Source organism: Gilvimarinus agarilyticus (assembly GCF_000832015.1).
Taxonomy (GTDB): Bacteria; Pseudomonadota; Gammaproteobacteria; order Pseudomonadales; family Cellvibrionaceae; genus Gilvimarinus; species Gilvimarinus agarilyticus.
In genome coordinates this window covers 169,332-189,889 of the sequence record NZ_JXCJ01000001.1, presented here as the reverse complement: position 1 = coordinate 189,889, position 20,558 = coordinate 169,332, and the positions used below count along the sequence as shown (strand labels likewise).

Sequence of the window (20,558 nt, the reverse complement as noted above, 5' to 3'; positions counted from 1 at the left end):
AGCGTTGGAATTTATGAAGATCAAGACTCTGGTAAGCGTAAACGTTTTGGCCGCTGTGTTAGTTGGTTGTGGTGGCGGTGACATCGAACTGAATCCGTCTAACACTGTTGTCGATTCTAACAACGTAACCAACAACACTACCAACAACAACGACAATACTGGTGGTGGCAGCGGTGGTGATGACAACCCATGTGCTTCTTATGAGCAAGATGGTCAGACCTTTCAGGGCAGCTTCGATGGCGACAACTGCTCTTACGGCTCTTCTTTCGTAAGTGAATCCAACCCCCTGACTGTCGATTTAAACATCCCTTCTTTGGATGGTGGTTTGCATATCTTCGAAGACAGCCTGTGGGTAGGTGAAGATGTTGACGCAACCGAGGCTGCTAACGGTACCCGCATCCCGCAAGAGGGCGAAGGTCCATCTCTGAGCATCGAAGCCGGATCGCTAATTGCGTTCTCTTCCTCTGCTGACTACGTTCGTGTAGCTCGTGGCTCTACTATTTTTGCTGAAGGTACGGCCGATGCGCCGATCATCTTCTCTGCCGTACAAGATCTGCGTGACGGCGCTGCGACCGAGTCTGATCGCGGTCTGTGGGGTGGTGTACAGATTAACGGTAACGGTATTACCAACAAGTGTACTGACGAGCAGCGTCAAGCGACTGCCAACAACGTGCACAGCTGTAACGCACAAGCCGAAGGTCGTCCTACTAACTACGGCGGTAACAACAACGAAGAAAGCAGCGGCACCTTGCGTTACGTTGTTATCAAGCACGCAGGCTTTGAGGTTGTTGACGGCTCTGAGTTGAACGGTTTGACTTTGAACGGTGTAGGTTCTGGCACCACTATCGAGTACACCCAAACTTACACCACACAAGATGATGGTTTTGAAATGTTTGGTGGCGCGGTTGATCTGAAAAACGTTGTTGCCGTTAACGTTGGTGACGACTCTATCGACTACTCAGAAGGATGGGTTGGCAACATTCAGTTTGCTCTGGTTACCCAAACCTCTGGTTCAAACCGCTGTATCGAAGCCGACAACACCGGTGGTGGTCGTGCAGATGACATCGCCCCGTTCACCAAAGGTCGTGTTTCAAATATGACGTGTGTTACTTCAAACGTTGCTGAAAACGAAGGTGAAAACCCAACGCCTAAAGGTGCTGCTGAAGGTGTTCTGTTCCGCGAGGGTGCACACTTTGAGTTGTACAACTCGATCGTAACCTCTAACGCTTCTGGCATGGCCTCTAACGAGTGTTTTGAGCTGGACGACTCTGAAGGCCCACAAACTATCTTCGCAGCGACTAGCGGTTTGTCAGTTGTTAAGAGCACTGTGATCGCTTGTACCGAAGCAACTAAAGCGGGTGTTGATCCTGCCAACGGCGCTTTCGATATTAACTCCTGGATCGTTTCTGGTGAGAACACCGATAACGTAATCCTGGACGAAGCCACCACCGGTGCATTGCCTGCCATGGTGATCGAAGGTTTGGATAGCAACCCACGTGCTTACATCACCGCCGCTAACATGACCGACGGCAACGCTAACGCTTTGAACGTTCCGGTTTACGATGTGACCATGCTGCAAAACACCTTCGAAGCTAACGCCGCTCCAGCGTTAGGCTCTGCCGGTAGCAGCAGCTTCTTCGAAGCGGTTGACTTCATCGGTGCCGTAAGTGCCGACAATGACTGGGTTGCCGGCTGGGCAGTAGGCCTGGATAACTAATCCACCTGCGTCAGCTGTGTTGCAAGGCGCCTTCCGGGGCGCCTTTTGCGATAAACCCCCGGACTTTTTGGTCCTCACACCACCCGTCTATCCAGTTGATTGATTGCCGGGTGGGTATCCCAGACCGTTTGGAAAACCGCCTCTAAAAGGTTTTTAAAATGCGCACAATTACTACCAAACGAAGCCCATTAGCACTGGCTGTTTTTTCTGCCACTGTTGCGTTGGGTAGCACTCAACTGGTACTGGCTCAGACTGACGAGGGAGCTGGTGACCAACCAACGCCTCAGCGCGCGAGCATTCAGGCACCGGTTATTGAAGAAGTGCTGACCATCGGCCGCTTGCAAAGCAGTGCCGACTCTATTGTCGATGAGCGTCTTGAGCAGGCTTTCTCTGCCGATGTACTAGGCTTCGACCAAATTTCTCGTGCCGGCGACGCGGACATTGCGTCGGCTCTGGGTCGAGTGACCGGCTTGACCGTTGTCGACGATCAATATGTTTATGTTCGCTCGTTGGGTGAGCGCTACTCCACTGTCAATTTAAATGGCGCGTCTGTTCCATCACCGGAACTGACCCGTAACGTATTGCCATTGGATTTGTTTCCCTCAACGATTGTTAAAACCCTGAAGGTGCAAAAAGCCTATTCACCAGATCTACCAGCCACCTTTGGTGGTGGTAACGTGAATATTCGCACCAAGGGCATGCCAGAGGATCTGGTTTTTGATGTGTCGGTGGGTACGGGTTGGAACACCGTTAACTCAGACGATGGCATCTTTTACTCTGGTGGCGATATCGATAATGGTGTTCCCGCTGAGTTGAGCCAGGCCATTACTCTGTATCAGGGTAATATCACCACCAATGATATCGCGCAGTCGATTGTCGGCCAGGGACAAGCGATATCGTCAGAAGTCCGCGCTCAAGCGCAACAAATTAACCGCGACTTAATGCTTAGCCTGGATCGCAACGTCGAGATTACCCCGCAGTCGCTGGATCCGGATTATGGCGGGAAGGTATCGCTGGGTAACTCTTGGTATGTGGGTGATGATTGGAGCGTGGGCGGGCTGGCAAACTTATCTTACGATCATCAGTGGCGTAATAAAAACCAGACGACCCAAGGTATTGGTAACCCCGATCAGGTGAACTCGGAAATTCAGCGTACCTCGGAAGAGTCTCGTACTCTGGCCTCTGTAAGTGGTGGTGTCAGCTTCCAGGAGATGCACACCATTGAAGCCAGCCTGTTCTATATCACCGATATTGAAGATCGCGCTGTAATTTCCAGAGGTTACGATCAGAACAACCAAGAGTCCGACGGTTCACAGATTCTGGATTATCAGACCCGCTATGAAGAGCGTCGCCTGACGATTGGTCAGTTCACCGGTGATCACAACTTTGAGTTTGACCTGATCGATGCCATTGATGAGGTGGGTATAGATTGGTACTACTCCGATTCGCGTGCCGAGACCGCAATTCCAAGCGAGGTGAACATCACTGGCTCTAACGTTGTGGATCCCGCTACAGGTGAGGTTCTGCAAACGCGTTTGCAATCGACCACCAACATGACGACTTTTGGCTTCCTTCAACTAGAAGACAATGTCACCAGTTATGGTTACGACTTTGAGCTGCCAATGAACTTTGGCGACAACGTCCTCACCTTAACCGCCGGTTACGATTACAGCGACAAGACGCGTGCGTACTACGGCTATACGGCCGCAATTAACGCACCGGGCGTAAGCAGTGAAGCCTTGGCTGGTACGCCGGGTGAAGTGCTGGGCGATGAAAACCTTGGCAACCTTGACTATAACTTTGACCTGACAATGGACCCAGGGTTGGGTACTGAAAGTTACATCGCGGCACAAAAAACCGACGCGGCATACGCAATGTTCGATTTAAATATCGACTACACGTGGCGTTTGACTGGTGGTGCGCGTTACGAAAACTTTCGTCAGGCTTTGTTGCCGGTCAACATGCTGGATTACTCGGGCAGTTACCTAGAGGCACAAATCGAGGATCTGGAAAACAACCCAGAAAACTTCATAGTTGAAGACGAGAGCTGGTACCCCTCGTTAGCGCTGACCTTTATGGATCAGGGCTTTATGGGGGCGGATGACTTCCAGATACGTGCTTCGATGGCGCAAACCGTTGTACGCCCAGATCTGCGTGAGATGTCTGAGGTGCAGTATCTGGATCCAGATCTGGATGTGCGGGTAGAAGGTAACCCTAACCTAGAATTCTCTGAGCTAGATCATTTTGATTTACGCACCGAGTGGTTCTACCCTGGTGGTGACAACTTTACGATCTCGCTGTTTTACAAAGACATCGTTAACCCTATCGAGCAAGCGCGTGTGCCGGGCTCCGACGATAGTATCTTGTTGACTTACTACAACGCTGAATCCGGTGAGATCTACGGTTTAGAGTTTGAAGGCTTAAAAGATATCGGTGCGGGTTTCTTCGTCTCGGGTAACTTAACCTTAAGTGATTCAGAAATCGTATCGCCCGAAGGTCAGGGCTTTACCAATACCGTGCGCCGTATGACTGGTCAATCTGAGTACGTCATGAACGCTCAGTTAGGCTTCGACTCGGAAGACGGTATGCACACTGCCTCGCTGTTGTACAACGTTTTCGGCGATCGCGTTTACTACGCCGCGGTACTTGATGGCCACGACGATGCGTTTGAGCAGCCTTATCACTCGCTGGATTTGGTGTACACCTTTTATCCAACCGATACACTCAGCATGAAGATCAAGTTGAGTAACCTGCTGGATCAGGATCGGGAGTTTGAGCAGGTAAACTCTGGCGGCGAAAGTGTGAATATTCTGACACAGGAGCAAGGCGTCGGTATGGGGCTGGATTTCAAATATTCGTTCTAAAAGATGCCAATAAAGATAACGCGAAGGATCGCGACCAAGCCGCAGCCGCAAGGTGTGCGGCTTTTTTTTGTCGGTAATACGAGCCTACCGCTGTCATATTTTTGCTTTTGTCTGTCACATTAGGCGCGTAAAGCCCGGTTTTTGGGTGCTAGCGGCACAAAAACAGTAATAAAACAGGCCCAAACCTTAGATGTTTTTGTTATAGCGTTAGCTAAAAATAAGACTTTCTGCCTGTTTATTGCACAGATTTGGGCGGAAAACAGCTAAAAAGTGAAAAAAGTCGATTTTTTTGCAAAAAATCTTAAAAAAAGTCATTTCTGTAATAATAAATTAACAATAGCGTGCTTAGCCCGGTGATATTCTTAATACCAATGGTGCAGAAACAGTTTACCGGCTGCGCCCATTTGAAGTCGGGGATGTCCCCCAGAGATGACGAGGATTTGAGCATGAAAACACTTCTAACCAATAAAGTGCTCGGTTCACTGGCGATTCTGGCAGTAGTACTGCCTTTTTCTAGCAGTGCGAGCTCCATGTACCAACCCGCTCAGTTTGGTGATGCGGTCGATCAGGTTAGCCAAAAAGTGGTTATCCCGGAAGAAATGCGTCAAGAGCAGCGCACTATCTCAGTGTACTGCCAAGCAGACATCGCCGCCACCGGCGTGACCAGTAATGTCAGCTGTTTTGACAAAGCCGCCTACGACGACCTGCAAGGGCAAACCCAGCGCGCGATCGAAGGGCTTAGTTTTGCACCTGCGCAAGTGGACGGCACCGCTGTTCCGGTGCGTATGGGCTTTCGGGTAGTCTACTCACGCAACGACAGCCAGCCCAACGTGGTAATGCTGCCTAACCTGGGTACCCTACAGCGTGAATACGGCGTTAGTTACGTTGCGCCGCAAGAGCGCCTGGATCAGGCCGACTGGTACAGCGCCTACGCCGCCGACGGCAGCGCAAACGGCAAGCCGTTTTTTAACGAAGGCCAGCTGGCCCGTGTGGTGGGCGAGGTAAACGCCGATGGTGAAGTCAGCTCGGTTAAGACTGTCGAGGCTCGTGGTCGCACTCGTCGCGATGCCAAAGTAGTCGAAGGCGCGTTAAAAAATTCTCGCTTTATCCCAGGCTTTGTTGGTGATGACGCGGTGAATATGCACTACATTGCAGTGCTGAATTACCCCGAGAACGATTAATGTTCTCTTAGCCCAAGGGCTAGCTCCTGTCGTAAAAGCCACCTCCGGGTGGCTTTTTTATGTTCGCCGTTATACCAGCTGTATTAGGCAAGCTCGATGCAGGCGCGCTCGCTCGAGCTGCGTTCCAGCACATCAAGCAGGCCCACGGTCACCAGTGCCTGCTCGGGCTTCACCAACAGGTTGTCGCCCTGCAATAAATGGCAGTAAACATTGTCGTAAAAGTATAGGTAGTTGCCGGCGATAGTCGGGTAGCCTTCACGACCGCTATCGGTGTGAATATGGCCCCACTGGTGGGGCTCCTCTGCGGCCCAGTTTAAGCCCTGAGGGATGGTGCCCTCCGCCAGCCGGCTCTCTTGCACATCGCCCAGCGGTTTAAGGTAAGAGCCCTTATCGCCGTGAATCACATACGCGGGCGCCGGCTCGCGCGCCAGCATACTCGCTTTAAGTAAGCATTTGTGACTGGGATAATCGAGCCGCACCTCAAAATAGTCGCAGGTTTGGGCGCCATCACGCTCTATGCGTAAGTCGGCGTACACTGAGCTGGGCAAACCAAACAGCGTTAAGCACTCGTCCAATAAGTGTGAGCCTAAATCATACAGTAAGCCGGCGCCGGGGCCGGGCTCCTCCTTCCATTTTTTGGGGCCGGGCGCGGGGCGAAACCGGTCGATCGTCATCGCAAAGGTGTTGAGTTTACCCAGGCGCTTTTCGTGTAATATTTTTTGCGCGGTGCAAAAGCCCGACTGCAACCGCCGGTTGTGAAATACCGTTAGCATCAGCCCGAGCTGTTCCGCCAGCTCAATCAGCTCGCGGCCTTCATTTATGTTAGTTGTAAAAGGCTTCTCTACAATCACATGTTTACCGGCGCGCAGTGCATCCCGGGCCATGGGGTAGTGCAGTGTGTTAGGGGTGTTGACCACCACAATATCAATATCTGGGTTGCCGATAAGCTCGGCAAAACTGCGGGCGATCGTTACCTCGGGGTAGCGCTCTTGGGCGGTGTTGCTGCTGCGCTGCAGCACGGCGGCAAGCTTTAAGTTTGGGTGCGCGGCAATCAGTGGTGCGTGAAATACCTTGCCAGACATGCCGTATGAGGCCAGTGCGACGTTCAAGATTTGGCTCATGGGTGTGGGTTCCGTGGCGGTGATGGATAGCAGGTTAGCGGGCAGTTTAAAGGTTTTTTTACCGGGTGAATAATCAATGGCAACAGCTCATCATCACGGGCGCGGCAATGGGCGTCGTGAAGGTAGGAGTTTACACCAGAGCGTGCTTAAGCTGATTCTCTTGTCAGAATTACGTTCCACTCTCGCTGCGGTAGAGGTTGGGGCGTATTAACCGATTCCCCTTGGTGGTTTTTATAGAAACCACGCCTATAGTATGCGTTAATCCAGTGTCGTAATGTGCAACCTTGTTGACAGCTATTTCGACGCAGCGCTCGATCACACGTTGTAAGGTGTCAGCCTGGCCTCTCAGCTATATACTTGCGCGAGTTTCAATAACGCTAATTGTGAGAACACATGTCAATACCTCCTTTATCCGCTACGGCTTATTTTGGTGATGGCGCGGTAGCCGCTTTAATGCGCACTCACGATTGGAGCCAATCGTCGTTAGGCCATCCAGACACTTGGCCGCAAGTGCTGCGCACAGTGACCAGCTTGATCTTGAATTCCAAGTTTCCGATGTTTTTGGCATGGGGACCGGAGTTGGCGCTGCTGTATAACGACGCTTACGTAGACATGTTGGCGAACAAACACCCAGCGTCACTGGGGCGCCCGTTTGAAGAGGTTTGGTCGGAAATATGGGAGGACATTGTGCCCATTGTCGAGCAAGCCATGACCGGCCAGGCGTCGTTCCATGAAAACCTCCCCTTAACCATGACGCGTAAGGGCTATCAAGAATCGACGTGGTTCACGTTTTCGTACTCGTCTATTTATGCCGAGAACGGTAAGGTCGCCGGCATGTACTGCGCTTGCACCGAAACTACACAGCAAGTTTTAGCGGAGCGCCAACGCAAAAACGAGAACGAGCGTCTGCGGCAGTTGTTTCAGCAGGCACCCGGTATTATGGCTGTTTTGCGCGATCGCGAGCATGTGTTTGAGTTGGCCAACGAAGCCTATTATCAGTTGGTGGGGCATCGTGAGTTGCTGGGCAAGACGGTGCGCGATGCCTTGCCGGAAATCGAAGGACAGGGGTTGTATGAATTGCTCGATACCGTATACCAAACCGGTGAGCCCTATGTGGGGCGAGCGGTTCCGGTAAAGCTGCGGCGCCCGCAAAGCGCCGAGCTTGACCAATACTTTATCGACTTTATCTACCAGCCCATACGCGACGCAAGAGATCAGGTCACCGGAATTTTCATCGAAGGCAGCGACGTGACCGAGGAGGTGAAGGCCACCCAAGCGTTGCGTGAAAGCGAAGAACACCTAAGGCAGTTGGCCAATACCATCCCGCATCTCGCCTGGCTGGCCGAACCGGACGGACAGATTTTGTGGTTTAACGATCGCTGGTATGAGTACACCGGTACTACCCCGGAAGAGGCCGCAGGCTGGGGCTGGAAAGACCTGCATGATCCGCAGTGGTTGCCGTTAGCGCTAGCCAATTATCAGCGCTGCCTCGAATCCGGAGAGCCCTTTGAAATGAGCTTTCCGCTACGCTCAGCCTCGGGCGAATACCGAACATTCTTTACCCGCGCTACACCGCTGCGTGACGAGAAAGGCACCATTCTACAATGGTTGGGCACAAACACCGATATTCACGACATTGAAAAAGCCCAAGAAGAGCTAAAAGCGGCTAACCGCCGTAAAGATGAGTTTTTGGCCATGCTGGCGCACGAATTACGTAACCCGTTGGCACCTATTGGCTCGGCCGCCGAATTACTGAAAGACTCTAGAGCAGAGCCTGCCGTGGTGAAAAAAACCGCCGACATAATCTCTCGCCAAGTCGGTCATATGACAGGCCTGGTGGATGACCTCCTCGACGTTTCACGCGTTACACGGGGGCTGGTCACGCTGCAAAAAGAGCCGGTCAACCTTAAAACAATTGTCGATGATGCGGTAGAGCAAGTCAGCGCCATGGTTGAGCAGAAGAGGCAGACACTACTCGTTGAGATAGAAGAACAACGACCCATCGTTGACGGTGACCGCACCCGGTTAACACAAGTCGTTGCCAATATTCTTAACAATGCCAACCGCTACACACCCGAGCAAGGCAACATTCAGTTACGTCTTGCCGCTGATTCTGAACATATAACAATTACAGTGCGGGACGACGGTATTGGCGTAGAGCAAAAGCTTTTGCCCCATATGTTCGAGCTGTTCACTCAGGCAGAGCGCTCGCCCGATCGGGCCCAGGGTGGCTTAGGTTTAGGTCTGGCGCTGGTGAAAAGTTTGGTCGAACTGCACCAGGGCAGCGTTACCGGTCACAGCGAGGGCACCAATAAGGGTAGTGTATTTACGGTACAGCTTCCGCGCTCGTTGCAAACACAAACGCCGGACACACCGTGTAGCGAAAAGCGTCACACGAGCACGCAGTCGCTCGATATTTTAATTGTCGACGATAATGTCGACGCCGCTGAGGCGTTAGCCATGTTGTTGGAGCTGCATGGGCATCGCCCGCGTGTTGACGATAGGGGCCAGACCGCATTGCAGCAAATGGCAAACGCCGTACCGCAAGCGATGATTTTAGACATTGGCTTGCCGGATATGGATGGCTATGAGTTAGCGCGAAAGATTCGTGCGGAGCCCGCTGCTGCCGGCATAACCTTAATTGCCCTCACAGGGTACGGCAAAAATGAAGACCGAGAGCTCTCCAAGCGTGCGGGCTTTGATCACCACTTGGTTAAGCCTGTGGTGATCAAAGATCTCATTGCAATTCTGGATGATGTCGTTAGCCATTAGCCATTAGCCATTAGCCATTAGCCATGTAAAGTCAGGCACAGAATTTTGTGTTTCTTGAGGTCGGCGATCTTTGCGGCTAAGCACCGGAGGCTTTGTAAAAGCTGTTCGGGTGCGGCCATAGGTAAATCATTAACGGCTAACTCATGCCGTTTAATCGGGGGCTTGACCTCGTGGGCGGTGCCCAATATGGCAAATACCTCGGCGACGAAATTACACGCCATTACACATTACGATTTTAGCGCTTTTATCCGCTACACTTAGTGATTCCCCTTAGGGTTGGAGGCTTTAGGCCGGGCAACAAGGAATCATAATAATGATTGCGCGAATTATAATGTCAAACTTAATGCTGTTGGCGCTATTGGCCTCTGTCATGTCATCACCGGCGAGCGCCAAGGGCGTCGATGGTGACGCATTGACGGTCGATGTCCAATCGCTCGACTGTGCGATACCCCCCAAATCGGCGTCGGCCTCTTTACCCTTGCCCGGTTCCCTCCCGTTAGTCGATTATGAGCAAGCGCTTTACCCTTGGGTTATAAACCGCGAATACGCGGCGTTGGGTTGGTGCCACGACAAAGAGGTGCGCGATACCGGGCCTTTCGTTGATGGCCAGTACCATGGTACTCATCCGGCAGTACTAATTTATTACTCACCTAATATGATGGCGTGGTTGCTCAACCGCGAAAAGGGCATCGAGAGTGAGGTTCCCGATGGCGCCATGATTATTAAAGAGATGTACGGGGCGCCGGCACAAATCTACCGCGATATACGCCGCCTTAAAAGTGCCGATGAATACGAGTCTTTGCGATTGCAGCAGCTCTCGGATTGGACGGTTATGGTGAAAGATGCCAAGGCCTCGAGCGACGGTTGGTTTTGGGGCAGCGTCTCGGCGCCCACCTTAGTAGATGGCAAGCGGCAAAGCACCACAGAGGCGGTAAAGGCGCAGCTGGATACCCGTGAAAACAACAACAAGGCAAAATCCTACGTGGCGACCAATGGCGTTCGGTTGTCCGGTTTTGGTATGCCTTGCTTACGCTGCCACGCCTCGGCGGATAATGAGCTAACCTTTGCCAGCTTGCGTAATATTAACGGGTTTGAGTCTAAGGGCGACCCGCTGCGGTTTCTTGACGATAACTCTTGGCGCACTGCCAGCCACTTCGCTAACTATCCGCTATCCTTGCTGCTCGATGACCCGGAGCTAAAAGCCATCTTCGACGTCCCCCTTTCGCAGTTGCCTTGGTCTACCCAGCAGCGTGTTCGGCGTGCAGCCGCCGACGCCTCGTTTAACGAGCACGGTCGCGATTCACAAATGGATGAGGCGACACACGCTAAGCTGTTTAGCGACGAAAACACGCGTGACGAGCATTACATCAATCAAGCCTTTCTTAACACCTTCCCGCAGATACCGGCATTAAAAGCGGCGGATGTTAAAAAGTTTCCCCAGCAGTGGCTGGATCACGTCGTGCAAAAAAGCGGTGAGCCGCAGGAGTATGTCACCTCGGATAACTGCCTTGGCTGCCACGGTGGCTTAAGTGCCGACACCTTTGGCACCACCATGTTTGTGGCCACCGGCCCCGAGTATGGCGATGGTTTTGATATTTCAGAGTACGGCGAGTGGCGCTGGTCACCCATGGGCCTGGCGGGGCGGGACCCGATTTTCCACGCGCAGCTAGAAAGCGAAATGGCAATATTAAATAAAGACGCCAAAAATCCAGAAGAATCCGGTTTAAAAGGCCCGCTAAAAGAAACCCAGCAAGCGGTAACCAACACGTGCCTGAGTTGCCACGGCGCCATGGGCCAAAGGCAGTTAACGCTAGACGCCCATCAAAACGAGAGCTTGGATAAAAATTTTAAAACCGATTATTTTTACTATACCGAGCAACTATCTTCCGGAGAGACGCAAAGCTTAGAGGAAAAGCAATACCATCAATACGGCGCACTCGGGCGCGAAGGCATCAGCTGCATGGTGTGTCACCGCATTGACGGGCCAGACGAGCAAGCCGTGGCAAGCTGGAACCCGCCGAAGGGTTGGGTCAGTACGGGCATAGAAGATAAAGCGCTGGCGTACCTGCTGTTTCATAACTCCACCGGGCGCTTTGATACCAGCGATGCGGGCACTCTTAATGGGCCTTTCGATGTGGCACAAAAGCCCATGGAGCACGCACTCAATATAACGCCCAGCAAAAACGACTTTATACAAAAGTCGGAACTGTGTGGTACCTGCCACACCATTAACCTTCCCAACATCGGCTCTAGCGATACCCGCTTGCCGGTTCTGCAAGCTGCCGAGGTTGACTCGGCGTTTGCCGAGTATCCGCACTCTATCGAGCAGGCGACCTTTTTAGAGTGGCAGAATAGCGCCTTCGCGCAGGGTGATACCGCGCAACGCTGTCAGGATTGCCACATGCCATCAAGCTTTGCCAGCGAGAAAGACGATGTTTCCATTGATGAGCTGATCAGCAAAATCGCCACCATAGAAGACAGTAACTACCCGGATGCCGACCACGGCTTGGCGGCCAATGAACTCGATGTGCCATTTCGCAAAGAATACAAGCGCCACACCCACGTGGGKCTAAATGCCTTCTTGTTAAGCATGTTTAAACAGTTTGAGCCAATACTGGGGGTAGCCCCTAAAAGCTATATGACGGGAGCATCCGAGGCCGGCGTTGATTTGGCGCTAGAGAGCATGAAGCAGCAAGCGCGTCACAGTACCGTCGATATGAGCATCGATAAGCTCCACTTTGCAGGCAATACCCTGGTGGTTGATGTAACGGCTAAAAACAAAACCGGGCACCGCTTTCCCAGCGGCGTGGCATTTAGGCGCGGGTTTATCGAGCTGCTGGTAAAAGACAGCGACGAAATCGTTTGGAGTTCGGGGCGCACCAACGATGCCGGTGTTATTGTCGATCACTCGGGCCAACCACTGGCCACCGAGTTTTTACCTAAAGGCGATTGCGGGCACCCGAATAATCAACCCGCCGGCTGTTACCAGGCGCATCATCAGGTTATTACCAGCGATAAACAGGTACAAATTTACGAAGAGCTAAACCGCAATAAAGCCAAGGAATTTACCACCAGCTTTGTTCACCGCGTGCACATCGTAAAAGATAACCGGCTGCTGCCCGACGGCTGGCGCGATTCATCGTTCTTTAAGCCACAAGGCGAGGTGATGACGCAGTTTATGGAAGCCACCGATCCGCACTTTGTGGGCACCGACCCCGATTACCAAGATCAGGGCGCAGGCTTTATTGGCCGGGACTCGTTGCAGTACCGTATTGATTTACCCGCACACTACCGTGGTAAACCACTCACGGTAGACGCGACTATGTATTACCAGGCGATACCGCCGTATTGGCTGAAGCAACGCTTTGATTTAGCACCCAACGGTGAGGCCACCCGGCGTTTACATTATGTGGCGAGCCGTTTGAATCTTGAGCGGGAGGGGGATGTGTTTAAGCAGTGGAAGTTTAGGATTAATAGCGCGAGAGAGGTGGTCGAGCCGTAAAGGCTAAAGGGTGTTTGGGTTGAGGGGGTGATTGAGGTTCGTGTGATTGGAGCGCTGTAGAGTGCCGCCAAGGCGGGCTTTAGTTTATATGCCCGTGTCGCCGGGCGTGGCGAAGTACTTTTCTTTGTTTGGCCGAAAGAAAAGTACTCAAAAGAAAGGCCACCCCGGCATCTCAGCCCTAAAGGGTTCCCTCACTCCGGCAAATTTTAGAGGGCCGCATCGACACGCCGTCCATGGCGTGGCGATGCTTGCGCAAACGTCCTGTTTGCTTACCCCCTAAAATTAGCCTACGTTCGGCTGGCTGCAGGGGAGCTAAAAGCGGTGCTTCGTGGTTAGCTGAGCCGTCGAAATACCATATTTATGGTCCTCACATCGTCATGCCGGCCTTGAGCCGGTATCCAGTGAGCGGAGTGCATTACCCACGCTTTGACGCTGGCTTTAGAGGTGCGGCTGTATGGTGCTCTATCAATGTGGGCTTTTATTTTGAAGTCTGTCTTGCCAGGCATATGGCTTTAGATCGTGACTAACATTCGGGCGTTGGTTGGGCTAACCACAATGCTGTTATCCTGTACAGTTGTGTGTACGGTCTATTCAAATAGTCGCAATAGGTATTTAAGGAACCTATTTTGGGAGGTTATTGGCTATTATCATAAATAATATATAATAATCAATGGGTTGCAGTATGTTGTTTGGCCGGGAATAGGCTCCCTCCCAGTACGGTCTATTTTTGCTTGAACATAATTCAAACTCTTCTGGAGGTTTGAATTGACGGGGTATTCGAGGTAGTTTCGGTTAAAATTCAAAAAAGGAAAGGCTCCTTGGTGTCGGAATTTCCAGAGGGAGCCTATTAAAATGTTAAACTTTTGTAATTCGGGTGATCTAGCTCACCATCTAGGCGATAATAATGATTAAAAAATTGACATTCGTTCACCTTACACTTTGTGCATTATTTTCTATTAGCTTCCAAGTGCATTCTAAGGAGATCAAGGTGCCAACCCCCAAGGGGGCGAAAAGCGCGTGCCAAAATAACGAGTCATATAGGCGAGCACTCGATAAGAGTGTTCCGGGCGGGAACTTGATTGATTGCTTTTATGACGAAAAAACAATAGAAAGAGATGAGGTCAATGATGATTCTGTCCGATATTTTGTATATACAAGTAAGTACTGGGAAGGTAGGGATGTTTCTCCGGATGACGCTAGGAAGTTTATTCTCGGAGCTAAAAAAAGAGCGAAAAATACTGAGAAATATGAGCAATTAGTTAACGGAATTACTGTTAAAACCGAAGGTGTAAGTGCGAAGATATATAAGCACTCATACAACATGCTTATTTACAGAAAAATACAAATGGTTTCAATTGACGGTGTTCCGCAAAAAGAAAATGTTTCAATTTCAGGAGTTGTGTATACGCAAGGTATGGTTTACACCCTTGCGGTGAATCATTCAGTTAACGTAAATCTTAACTCTAATGAAATTTACGAAAATGCAATAAACTGGATTTCTAGTTTCGTTCTTCAAAACAAGTAAATAGCCCCCGGCAAAGCCGGGGGCTTTAGTTTGTGAGCCGCTCAAAGCGGCAATGACGGGCCTTCGGCCCTTACGACCCCTAAAAGGGTCGAGAAACATAAAGGACAGCCACATATTGGCCATTTGTAGGCTCCCCAATGTATTTCGATGAAAATATCGAGAATTGTCAACAAGCATTTAACAAAGCGTTGCACCGGACAAGCCGGTGAGCGCGGCGTTATGTCATTGAGAGAGCCCTGTGAAGAATTTTACTCACCTATATCAAAGCTATAAGTACTCAATGGTTCGCATCACTGTTAGAACGAAGTTGGGAGACTTGAGCAATGGTTCTGCTTTTCATATAGGCGATGGATGGCTTGTAACAGCCGCTCATGTTGTGAATGGCGGTGATATCGAGGAAATAGTTTCAGAGTACTGCCGCCAAGACTTACAAATAGAAAAGATAATCTGCCATCGTGATGAGAGGGTGGATCTTGCGATATTGAAAACAAATTTAGATCTTAATCACTATCTTACAAAAACCACCATACACGGCACACCAGAAGGTTTCGTACAAACTGACCACATAGAGATTGGTGGTCACCTAGATGACTGGATTGGGGACGAGTTAGTTTTGTCAAAAGCTCTGCTCATGGGGTACCCCCCCATCCCGTTTTCTAGCGACCCCGTTCTTCTTGCCTCTGAAGGTGAGGTAAATGCCGTAGTTGATAAATACAATGGACCTCATCCGCACTTTGTAATTTCTAATATGGGCCGTGGTGGCTACAGTGGCGGTCCCGTTTTGAGCGAGTTTGGTTTCCTCCTCGGAGTTCTTACTGAATCCTTGGTGGTAAACAACCAGTCAGAAGAACTCGGTTATTCCTCAGCTATACCTGTCGAGCCATTATTGGTGCTTCTTCAAGAAAATGGGATTTACCCAGGAAAAAATAAAGAAACCATCCAGGTTTTTCTTGAAGGTGCCGACCATTGGGATGACCAGACATAACGCCCAATTGCAGATAGCTTAAGTTTTTTCATAGGCATTAAATAATTAAAAATTGAGAAAGGGTTGCACATGAGTAAGCAGAGAGCGTTGGAATTATTAAGGGAGGGGGTTGGCAGCCCACTCACTGACTTTCATGAACATCAGTGGGAATCTGTTGATGCAATAGTAAATCAACACTCTCGTTTAATTTGTGTCCAAAGGACTGGCTGGGGTAAAAGCTCGGTTTACTTTATATCAACTAAGATGTTACGTGAGAAAGGCCATGGTCCAACAATCATTATTTCCCCTTTATTGGCGTTAATGCGCAACCAAATTGAATCTGCCGCCAAATATGGAGTAACGCTCGGAACAGTTAATTCTTCTCAAAGTCGAGAGCAAAATGATGTTAACAAAGGTCGATTTTTAGCCGGCAATTTAGATGCACTAATTATTGCGCCCGAACAACTGGCTAACCAAGAGTTTATTGATAATGTATTAATACCATCTAACCCTGGATTCTTTGTTATAGATGAAGCGCATTGTATTTCAGACTGGGGGCATGATTTTAGGCCTGACTATCGACGTATCTCAAGAGTACTTGGGAATATTTCTGATACACCAGTATTAGCAACAACCGCAACAGCTACAAGGCGAGTTGTTACAGATATTGTTGAGCAACTACATATTGAAGGTCAACAGGTGTATTTGTTGCGTGGGAAATTAACACGAGAATCAATTCATCTTCAAAATATACAGCTAGATAAACGTTCAAAGCGTTTGGCTTGGCTTGCCCATACAATTCCACAAATTGATGGTACGGGCATCGTTTACTCTACAACTATCAATGACGCCTTCCTTGTTGCGGCTTGGCTCCGAAGTTGCGGTATAGCTGCAGAAGGTTATGCAGGCTCAATTCCAGGGCTTACTAAAGAAGAGAATACGTTAAAACGTGAGCAATTAGAGCAACAATTACTAAATGACGAAATAAAAGTTTTAGTTAGTACCTCAGCTCTGGGGATGGGATTTGACAAAGGTAATTTGACCTTCGTCATTCACTATCAAAGTGCGGGGTCAGTTGTTAGTTATTACCAACAAGTAGGCCGTGCGGGCCGAAGTATTAGTGATGCTTATGGTGTACTGCTTTCCGGTGATGAAGACGAAGAAATCCAAAACTACTTTATTAGGGAGGCGTTTCCTAAAGAAGAGTTAGTTTGTGATTTACTCGCTCTACTAGAAGAAGACAGTTGTGACGGGCTTAAAAAAACTGATTTGGAAGCACAGCTCAACTTTGCACCTATGAAAATAGAGGCTGCGCTGAAGTTTCTACTAGCTGAACACCCAACACCGATAGTTAAGGAAGGCTCTTTTTACAAGCGCACGATTAATCACTACTCCTTACCGACAGAAATGATTCAACGATTATCTAATAGGAAAACTGGCGAATGGGAAGAAATTCAATCGTATCTAAGAAGTGATCAGTGTCTTATGCAAGTGTTAGCCACCGCACTTGATGATTCTCTTACAGCATCTTGCGGAAAATGTTCTAACTGCGATCCTGATAGTGCATTTGATCTGACATACCCAAAAGAACTAGGCCAGCAAGCAGTAGAGTTCTTGGGCAATACCATGATTGATATACCGCCCAAAAAACAAGTTGGTAATGGCTACGCACAAGCTGCGGCCAGATTCCCAGTATATGATTTTCCATTTCGTCTGGGTGACTTAGCCCATGAAACAGGTGCTGCATTATGTCATTGGGGAGAAGCTGGCTGGGGAGAAATAGCCGCTGCTGGAAAACGAGCACATGCTTTTGATCCTAAATTAGCAGATGCCTGTGTTGCAATGATAAACAATCGTTGGCAGCCGGTTCCTATGCCGACATGGGTGACTTATGTGCCATCAAAAAACTATCCTAAGTTAGTCAAGGATTTTGCTGAGTTAATAGCACAAAAGCTTGGATTAGAATGCGTTGAAGCAGTAATAAAAGTAGAAGAAACAGCACCGCAAAAGCGGATGGAAAATAGTGATTTTCGTTGTAAAAACCTCGATGGAGCTTTTGCAGTACAAAATGTACGTGAAGGCGAGGCGGTATTACTGATTGATGATGCGTCAGATTCAGGTTGGACATTTGCGGTAATTGCGGCATTGTTGAGACGTGAAGCATGTGGCCCAGTATTTCCTATGGCTGTTATGTCAACAAAATCTAATTAAAGAGTGATAAATTGAATACTCAAAACAACCTATATAACGAAAATACACAAGCGGTTCTACTGCTATCAACCTTTTTTGGCAAACCTAGAAAAGATGAGGCTCGACCATTGACGGCAATCGAGTATGGCCGTTTTGCTCGCTGGTTACATGAATTTAATTACACGCCTAGTTCATTGTTTCATCAATTTGATGAGGTGCTGTCTAAATGGAGAGATCCTAAAGGTAAAATTACGGCTGATCGCCTATCGGAGATATTACGTCGTAAAGCTGCTATGGGATTAGCTCTAGAAAAGTGGCAGCGCGCAGGTGTTTGGGTCATTACCAGACAAGACAGCGAGTACCCACAGCTACTTAAAAAGCAACTTCGGCATGTTTCACCGCCGGTATTCTTTGGTGTGGGTAATAAAGAATTACTTCAGCATGGTGGCTTAGCCGTTATCGGCTCGCGAGGTATTGATGAGATTGACGAAGAGTTTACTCAAAACATCGCAATACAAGCAGCGAAAGAAAATATCAATATAGTATCCGGTGCAGCACAAGGCGTAGACGAAACAGCTATGCTGGCCTCACTTAGAGCGGGTGGCACAGCTATTGGTATTATGTCAGACAGCCTTTTAAAGGCGGCCACAGCAAGTAAATGGCGCAAATACCTTCAAAGTGAAAAACTGGTTTTAATCTCAAGTTTTTATCCTGAAGCAGGCTTCAGTGTCGGGAATGCAATGGCTCGTAATAAGTACATTTATACTACTGCAAGCTCTGCCCTAGTCGTCAGAGCTGATGAAGGTAAAGGCGGTACTTGGGCTGGCGCTAAAGAAAACAATGAAAATAACTGGGTTCCTTTGTTTGTAAATCGCCGATCTAACGCCAGTGGTAACATTGCACTATTAGCTCATGGAGCTCATCCGTTTGAGTTACAGAAAACCTCAGGGGCATGGCTAGCTGAAGCTCTTAGTGAAGTGCAGGCACTCAAGTCAAATAATCCTCCACCCAATAGCTTAAATTTATTTGAATAATTAAGATACAACCAGCTTAGCTAAAGATGCGTAGATTCTCACATAACAAAGCAATTAAAAATCGCCCACCAAAAGCCGTGGGCTGGACTTGCTAATGCTCGCCTTTTATTGCGACGTTAGCTTCTCGGAGATCTCATGGATTTACCCAGATTTAAGTATCATCCTGACCCAATTAAGGCTGGCGGGGTCATGGCTGGTGGGGTCATATATGGTCCGCCCCGTATTGCAAGATTAAATGTCTCGTAATCGTAAAAAGGTTGCTTCCATATATCCGGCCTTTGGATGAGRTTATTTAAACCTCTGGCCCTGATGGAATTCGCGCCTATCTGTCTCATCAAGTCTTCGGCTTCTAATGAGCCCGAGACCCCAGYAGACTTACTGATAGACAGGTATTACCTTTTTTGCCATCACTTGAACTGTATCTACGCAACTCGTTGATAACAGCTTGCTGTTAAATTCTTTGCACTATGCTGCGCTGGCCTGATAYGTAGATTTCTTGCTAAGTAATGCCCAGGCCACTCGTGCATTTTTGTTGGCGACCGCAACGGCTGATATGTTTTTGCCTCGCCGCCCTTCTAGCTGCGTCACCCATGTACTACGCTTATCTTSATGCTTGTTTGCCACTCTAACCACTGTGCGTCCGCCGTGTATGAGCAGCGTTCGTAAATAAGTGTCTSCGCGCTTACTAATACCTAGTAACGTGGGCTTGCCTCCAGTGGAGTGCTGCCGAGGCACTAACCCCAGCCAGGCCGCTAATTCCCGACCATTTTTAAAGACGCTAMTGTCGCCGATGGATGCCACCATCGCCGTTGCGCTAAGCAGCCCCACACCCGGAATACCCAAAAGACGTTGGCAGTCTTCATTCTGGACACAGAGCGATTCAAGCTTGATTTCTAGGGTTTTAATCCGCGCATCCAGATGAACCATTTCATCGTAGAGATTGGCCAGAAGCTCTCGAAACATAACGGTTAATTCATTATCGGCATCTTCTAGTATCAGCGGTATCGACTTTCTAACGTAAGCAATCCCCTGCGGAATGATAAGGCCGTACTCCATCAGTAAGCCGCGGATCTGGTTGGCTTGCGCGGTTCGTCGAGCAACAGCTTGGCTCCTGATGCGGTGCAAGCTTTGGATGTCTTGCTGCTCAAGACTTTTCGCAGGCACAAAACGCATCGACGGCCTCTGCACCGCCTCACATATTGCTTCGGCATCGGCAGCATCATTTTTATTGGACTTCACATAAGGCTTTACAAATTGTGGGGCAATCATATGCACAGTGTGGCCGAATTTCTCAAATACCCGAACCCAGTGGTTTGCGCCACCACAGGCCTCTATGCCAATGGTGCAAGCTGGGAGTTGAGCGATAAAGCTGTAAAGATCTTTCCTGGATAACCTCTTTTTCAATACAGTTTTTCCACCGGTATCCACGCCGTGAAGCTGGAAGCTTTGCTTTGYCAGGYCAATGCCTAACRCCGCCACGTCATTTTTTAGGGTATGATTACTCATGGTCTGCTCCACTCTTTTTGATGTCTGTTCGCACACACATCATGGCTCATTCGAAGCCGTATTGGGAGTGGGGCGGACCATTCCATTAGGTCTTGAATTGTGAATCCTCGTAGACTTTTATTATTTTACTCACAGAAGAGTAATGTAACCCAAAGTACTCAGCTATTTCTTTCATTTTATAT

General features: G+C 49.3%; 11 protein-coding genes. 9 read left to right on the top strand and 2 right to left on the bottom strand.

All coding sequences use genetic code 11. The annotated features are described in order from the left end of the window. Positions 1–13: 13 nt before the first annotated feature. From SD69_RS00840 to SD69_RS00830, 3 genes are all read left to right on the top strand, one after another. Positions 14–1,717 (top strand): hypothetical protein, encoded by a 1,704-nt coding sequence (locus SD69_RS00840; protein WP_041521693.1) that lies wholly within the window; start codon positions 14–16, stop codon positions 1,715–1,717. Positions 1,718–1,875: 158 nt separating this feature from the next. Beyond that, positions 1,876–4,581, top strand: coding sequence for a TonB-dependent receptor domain-containing protein (locus SD69_RS00835; protein WP_041521692.1), 2,706 nt, complete (start codon positions 1,876–1,878; stop codon positions 4,579–4,581). Between the two features lie 446 nt (positions 4,582–5,027). Next, a complete protein-coding gene (locus tag SD69_RS00830) occupies positions 5,028–5,762 on the top strand; it encodes an energy transducer TonB (RefSeq protein ID WP_041521691.1) in 735 nt (244 codons plus the stop codon). A gap of 83 nt (positions 5,763–5,845) precedes the next feature. On the opposite strand, the gene SD69_RS00825 is transcribed toward SD69_RS00830, so the two are convergent. Continuing rightward, the gene (locus SD69_RS00825; RefSeq protein ID WP_041521690.1) at positions 5,846–6,883 is read right to left on the bottom strand and encodes a Gfo/Idh/MocA family oxidoreductase; all 1,038 of its coding nucleotides are present in this window, start codon (positions 6,881–6,883) and stop codon (positions 5,846–5,848) included. Positions 6,884–7,276: 393 nt separating this feature from the next. Here SD69_RS00825 and SD69_RS17910 point away from each other — a divergent pair, with 393 nt between their 5' ends. The 6 genes from SD69_RS17910 to SD69_RS00790 all read left to right on the top strand — a co-directional run bounded on the left by SD69_RS17910 (position 7,277) and on the right by SD69_RS00790 (position 18,870). Then, positions 7,277–9,655 (top strand): hybrid sensor histidine kinase/response regulator, encoded by a 2,379-nt coding sequence (locus SD69_RS17910; protein WP_052480777.1) that lies wholly within the window; start codon positions 7,277–7,279, stop codon positions 9,653–9,655. Positions 9,656–9,968: 313 nt separating this feature from the next. Then, on the top strand, positions 9,969–13,157 hold the full coding sequence (locus SD69_RS00810) for a hypothetical protein (RefSeq protein WP_232301125.1): 3,189 nt from the start codon (positions 9,969–9,971) through the stop codon (positions 13,155–13,157). A gap of 904 nt (positions 13,158–14,061) precedes the next feature. Next, positions 14,062–14,682: a hypothetical protein gene (locus tag SD69_RS00805; RefSeq protein WP_041521688.1), complete on the top strand. Its 621-nt coding sequence runs from the start codon at positions 14,062–14,064 to the stop codon at positions 14,680–14,682. 238 nt (positions 14,683–14,920) lie between these two features. Then, entirely contained in the window at positions 14,921–15,667 is a 747-nt protein-coding gene (locus SD69_RS00800) for a S1 family peptidase (protein WP_041521687.1), read from the top strand. 69 nt (positions 15,668–15,736) lie between these two features. Continuing rightward, complete coding sequence (locus SD69_RS00795) at positions 15,737–17,857, top strand: RecQ family ATP-dependent DNA helicase (RefSeq protein ID WP_041521686.1); 2,121 nt, start codon at positions 15,737–15,739, stop codon at positions 17,855–17,857. Positions 17,858–17,868: 11 nt separating this feature from the next. Further along, the gene (locus SD69_RS00790) at positions 17,869–18,870 is read left to right on the top strand and encodes a DNA-processing protein DprA (protein ID WP_052480776.1); all 1,002 of its coding nucleotides are present in this window, start codon (positions 17,869–17,871) and stop codon (positions 18,868–18,870) included. Positions 18,871–19,335: 465 nt separating this feature from the next. Here SD69_RS00790 and SD69_RS00785 read toward each other — a convergent pair whose 3' ends face one another. Continuing rightward, complete coding sequence (locus SD69_RS00785; RefSeq protein ID WP_041521685.1) at positions 19,336–20,376, bottom strand: IS110 family RNA-guided transposase; 1,041 nt, start codon at positions 20,374–20,376, stop codon at positions 19,336–19,338. Between the last annotated feature and the right edge of the window lie 182 nt (positions 20,377–20,558).

What these genes read in the sequence shown, in the direction of transcription:
- SD69_RS00840 (WP_041521693.1), top strand. Translation starts at nt 14, where the DNA reads ATGAAGATCAAGACTCTGGTAAGCGTAAACGTTTTGGCCGCTGTGTTA.
- SD69_RS00835 (WP_041521692.1), top strand. Translation starts at nt 1,876, where the DNA reads ATGCGCACAATTACTACCAAACGAAGCCCATTAGCACTGGCTGTTTTT.
- SD69_RS00830 (WP_041521691.1), top strand. Translation starts at nt 5,028, where the DNA reads ATGAAAACACTTCTAACCAATAAAGTGCTCGGTTCACTGGCGATTCTG.
- SD69_RS00825 (WP_041521690.1), bottom strand. Translation starts at nt 6,883, where the DNA reads ATGAGCCAAATCTTGAACGTCGCACTGGCCTCATACGGCATGTCTGGC.
- SD69_RS17910 (WP_052480777.1), top strand. Translation starts at nt 7,277, where the DNA reads ATGTCAATACCTCCTTTATCCGCTACGGCTTATTTTGGTGATGGCGCG.
- SD69_RS00805 (WP_041521688.1), top strand. Translation starts at nt 14,062, where the DNA reads ATGATTAAAAAATTGACATTCGTTCACCTTACACTTTGTGCATTATTT.
- SD69_RS00795 (WP_041521686.1), top strand. Translation starts at nt 15,737, where the DNA reads ATGAGTAAGCAGAGAGCGTTGGAATTATTAAGGGAGGGGGTTGGCAGC.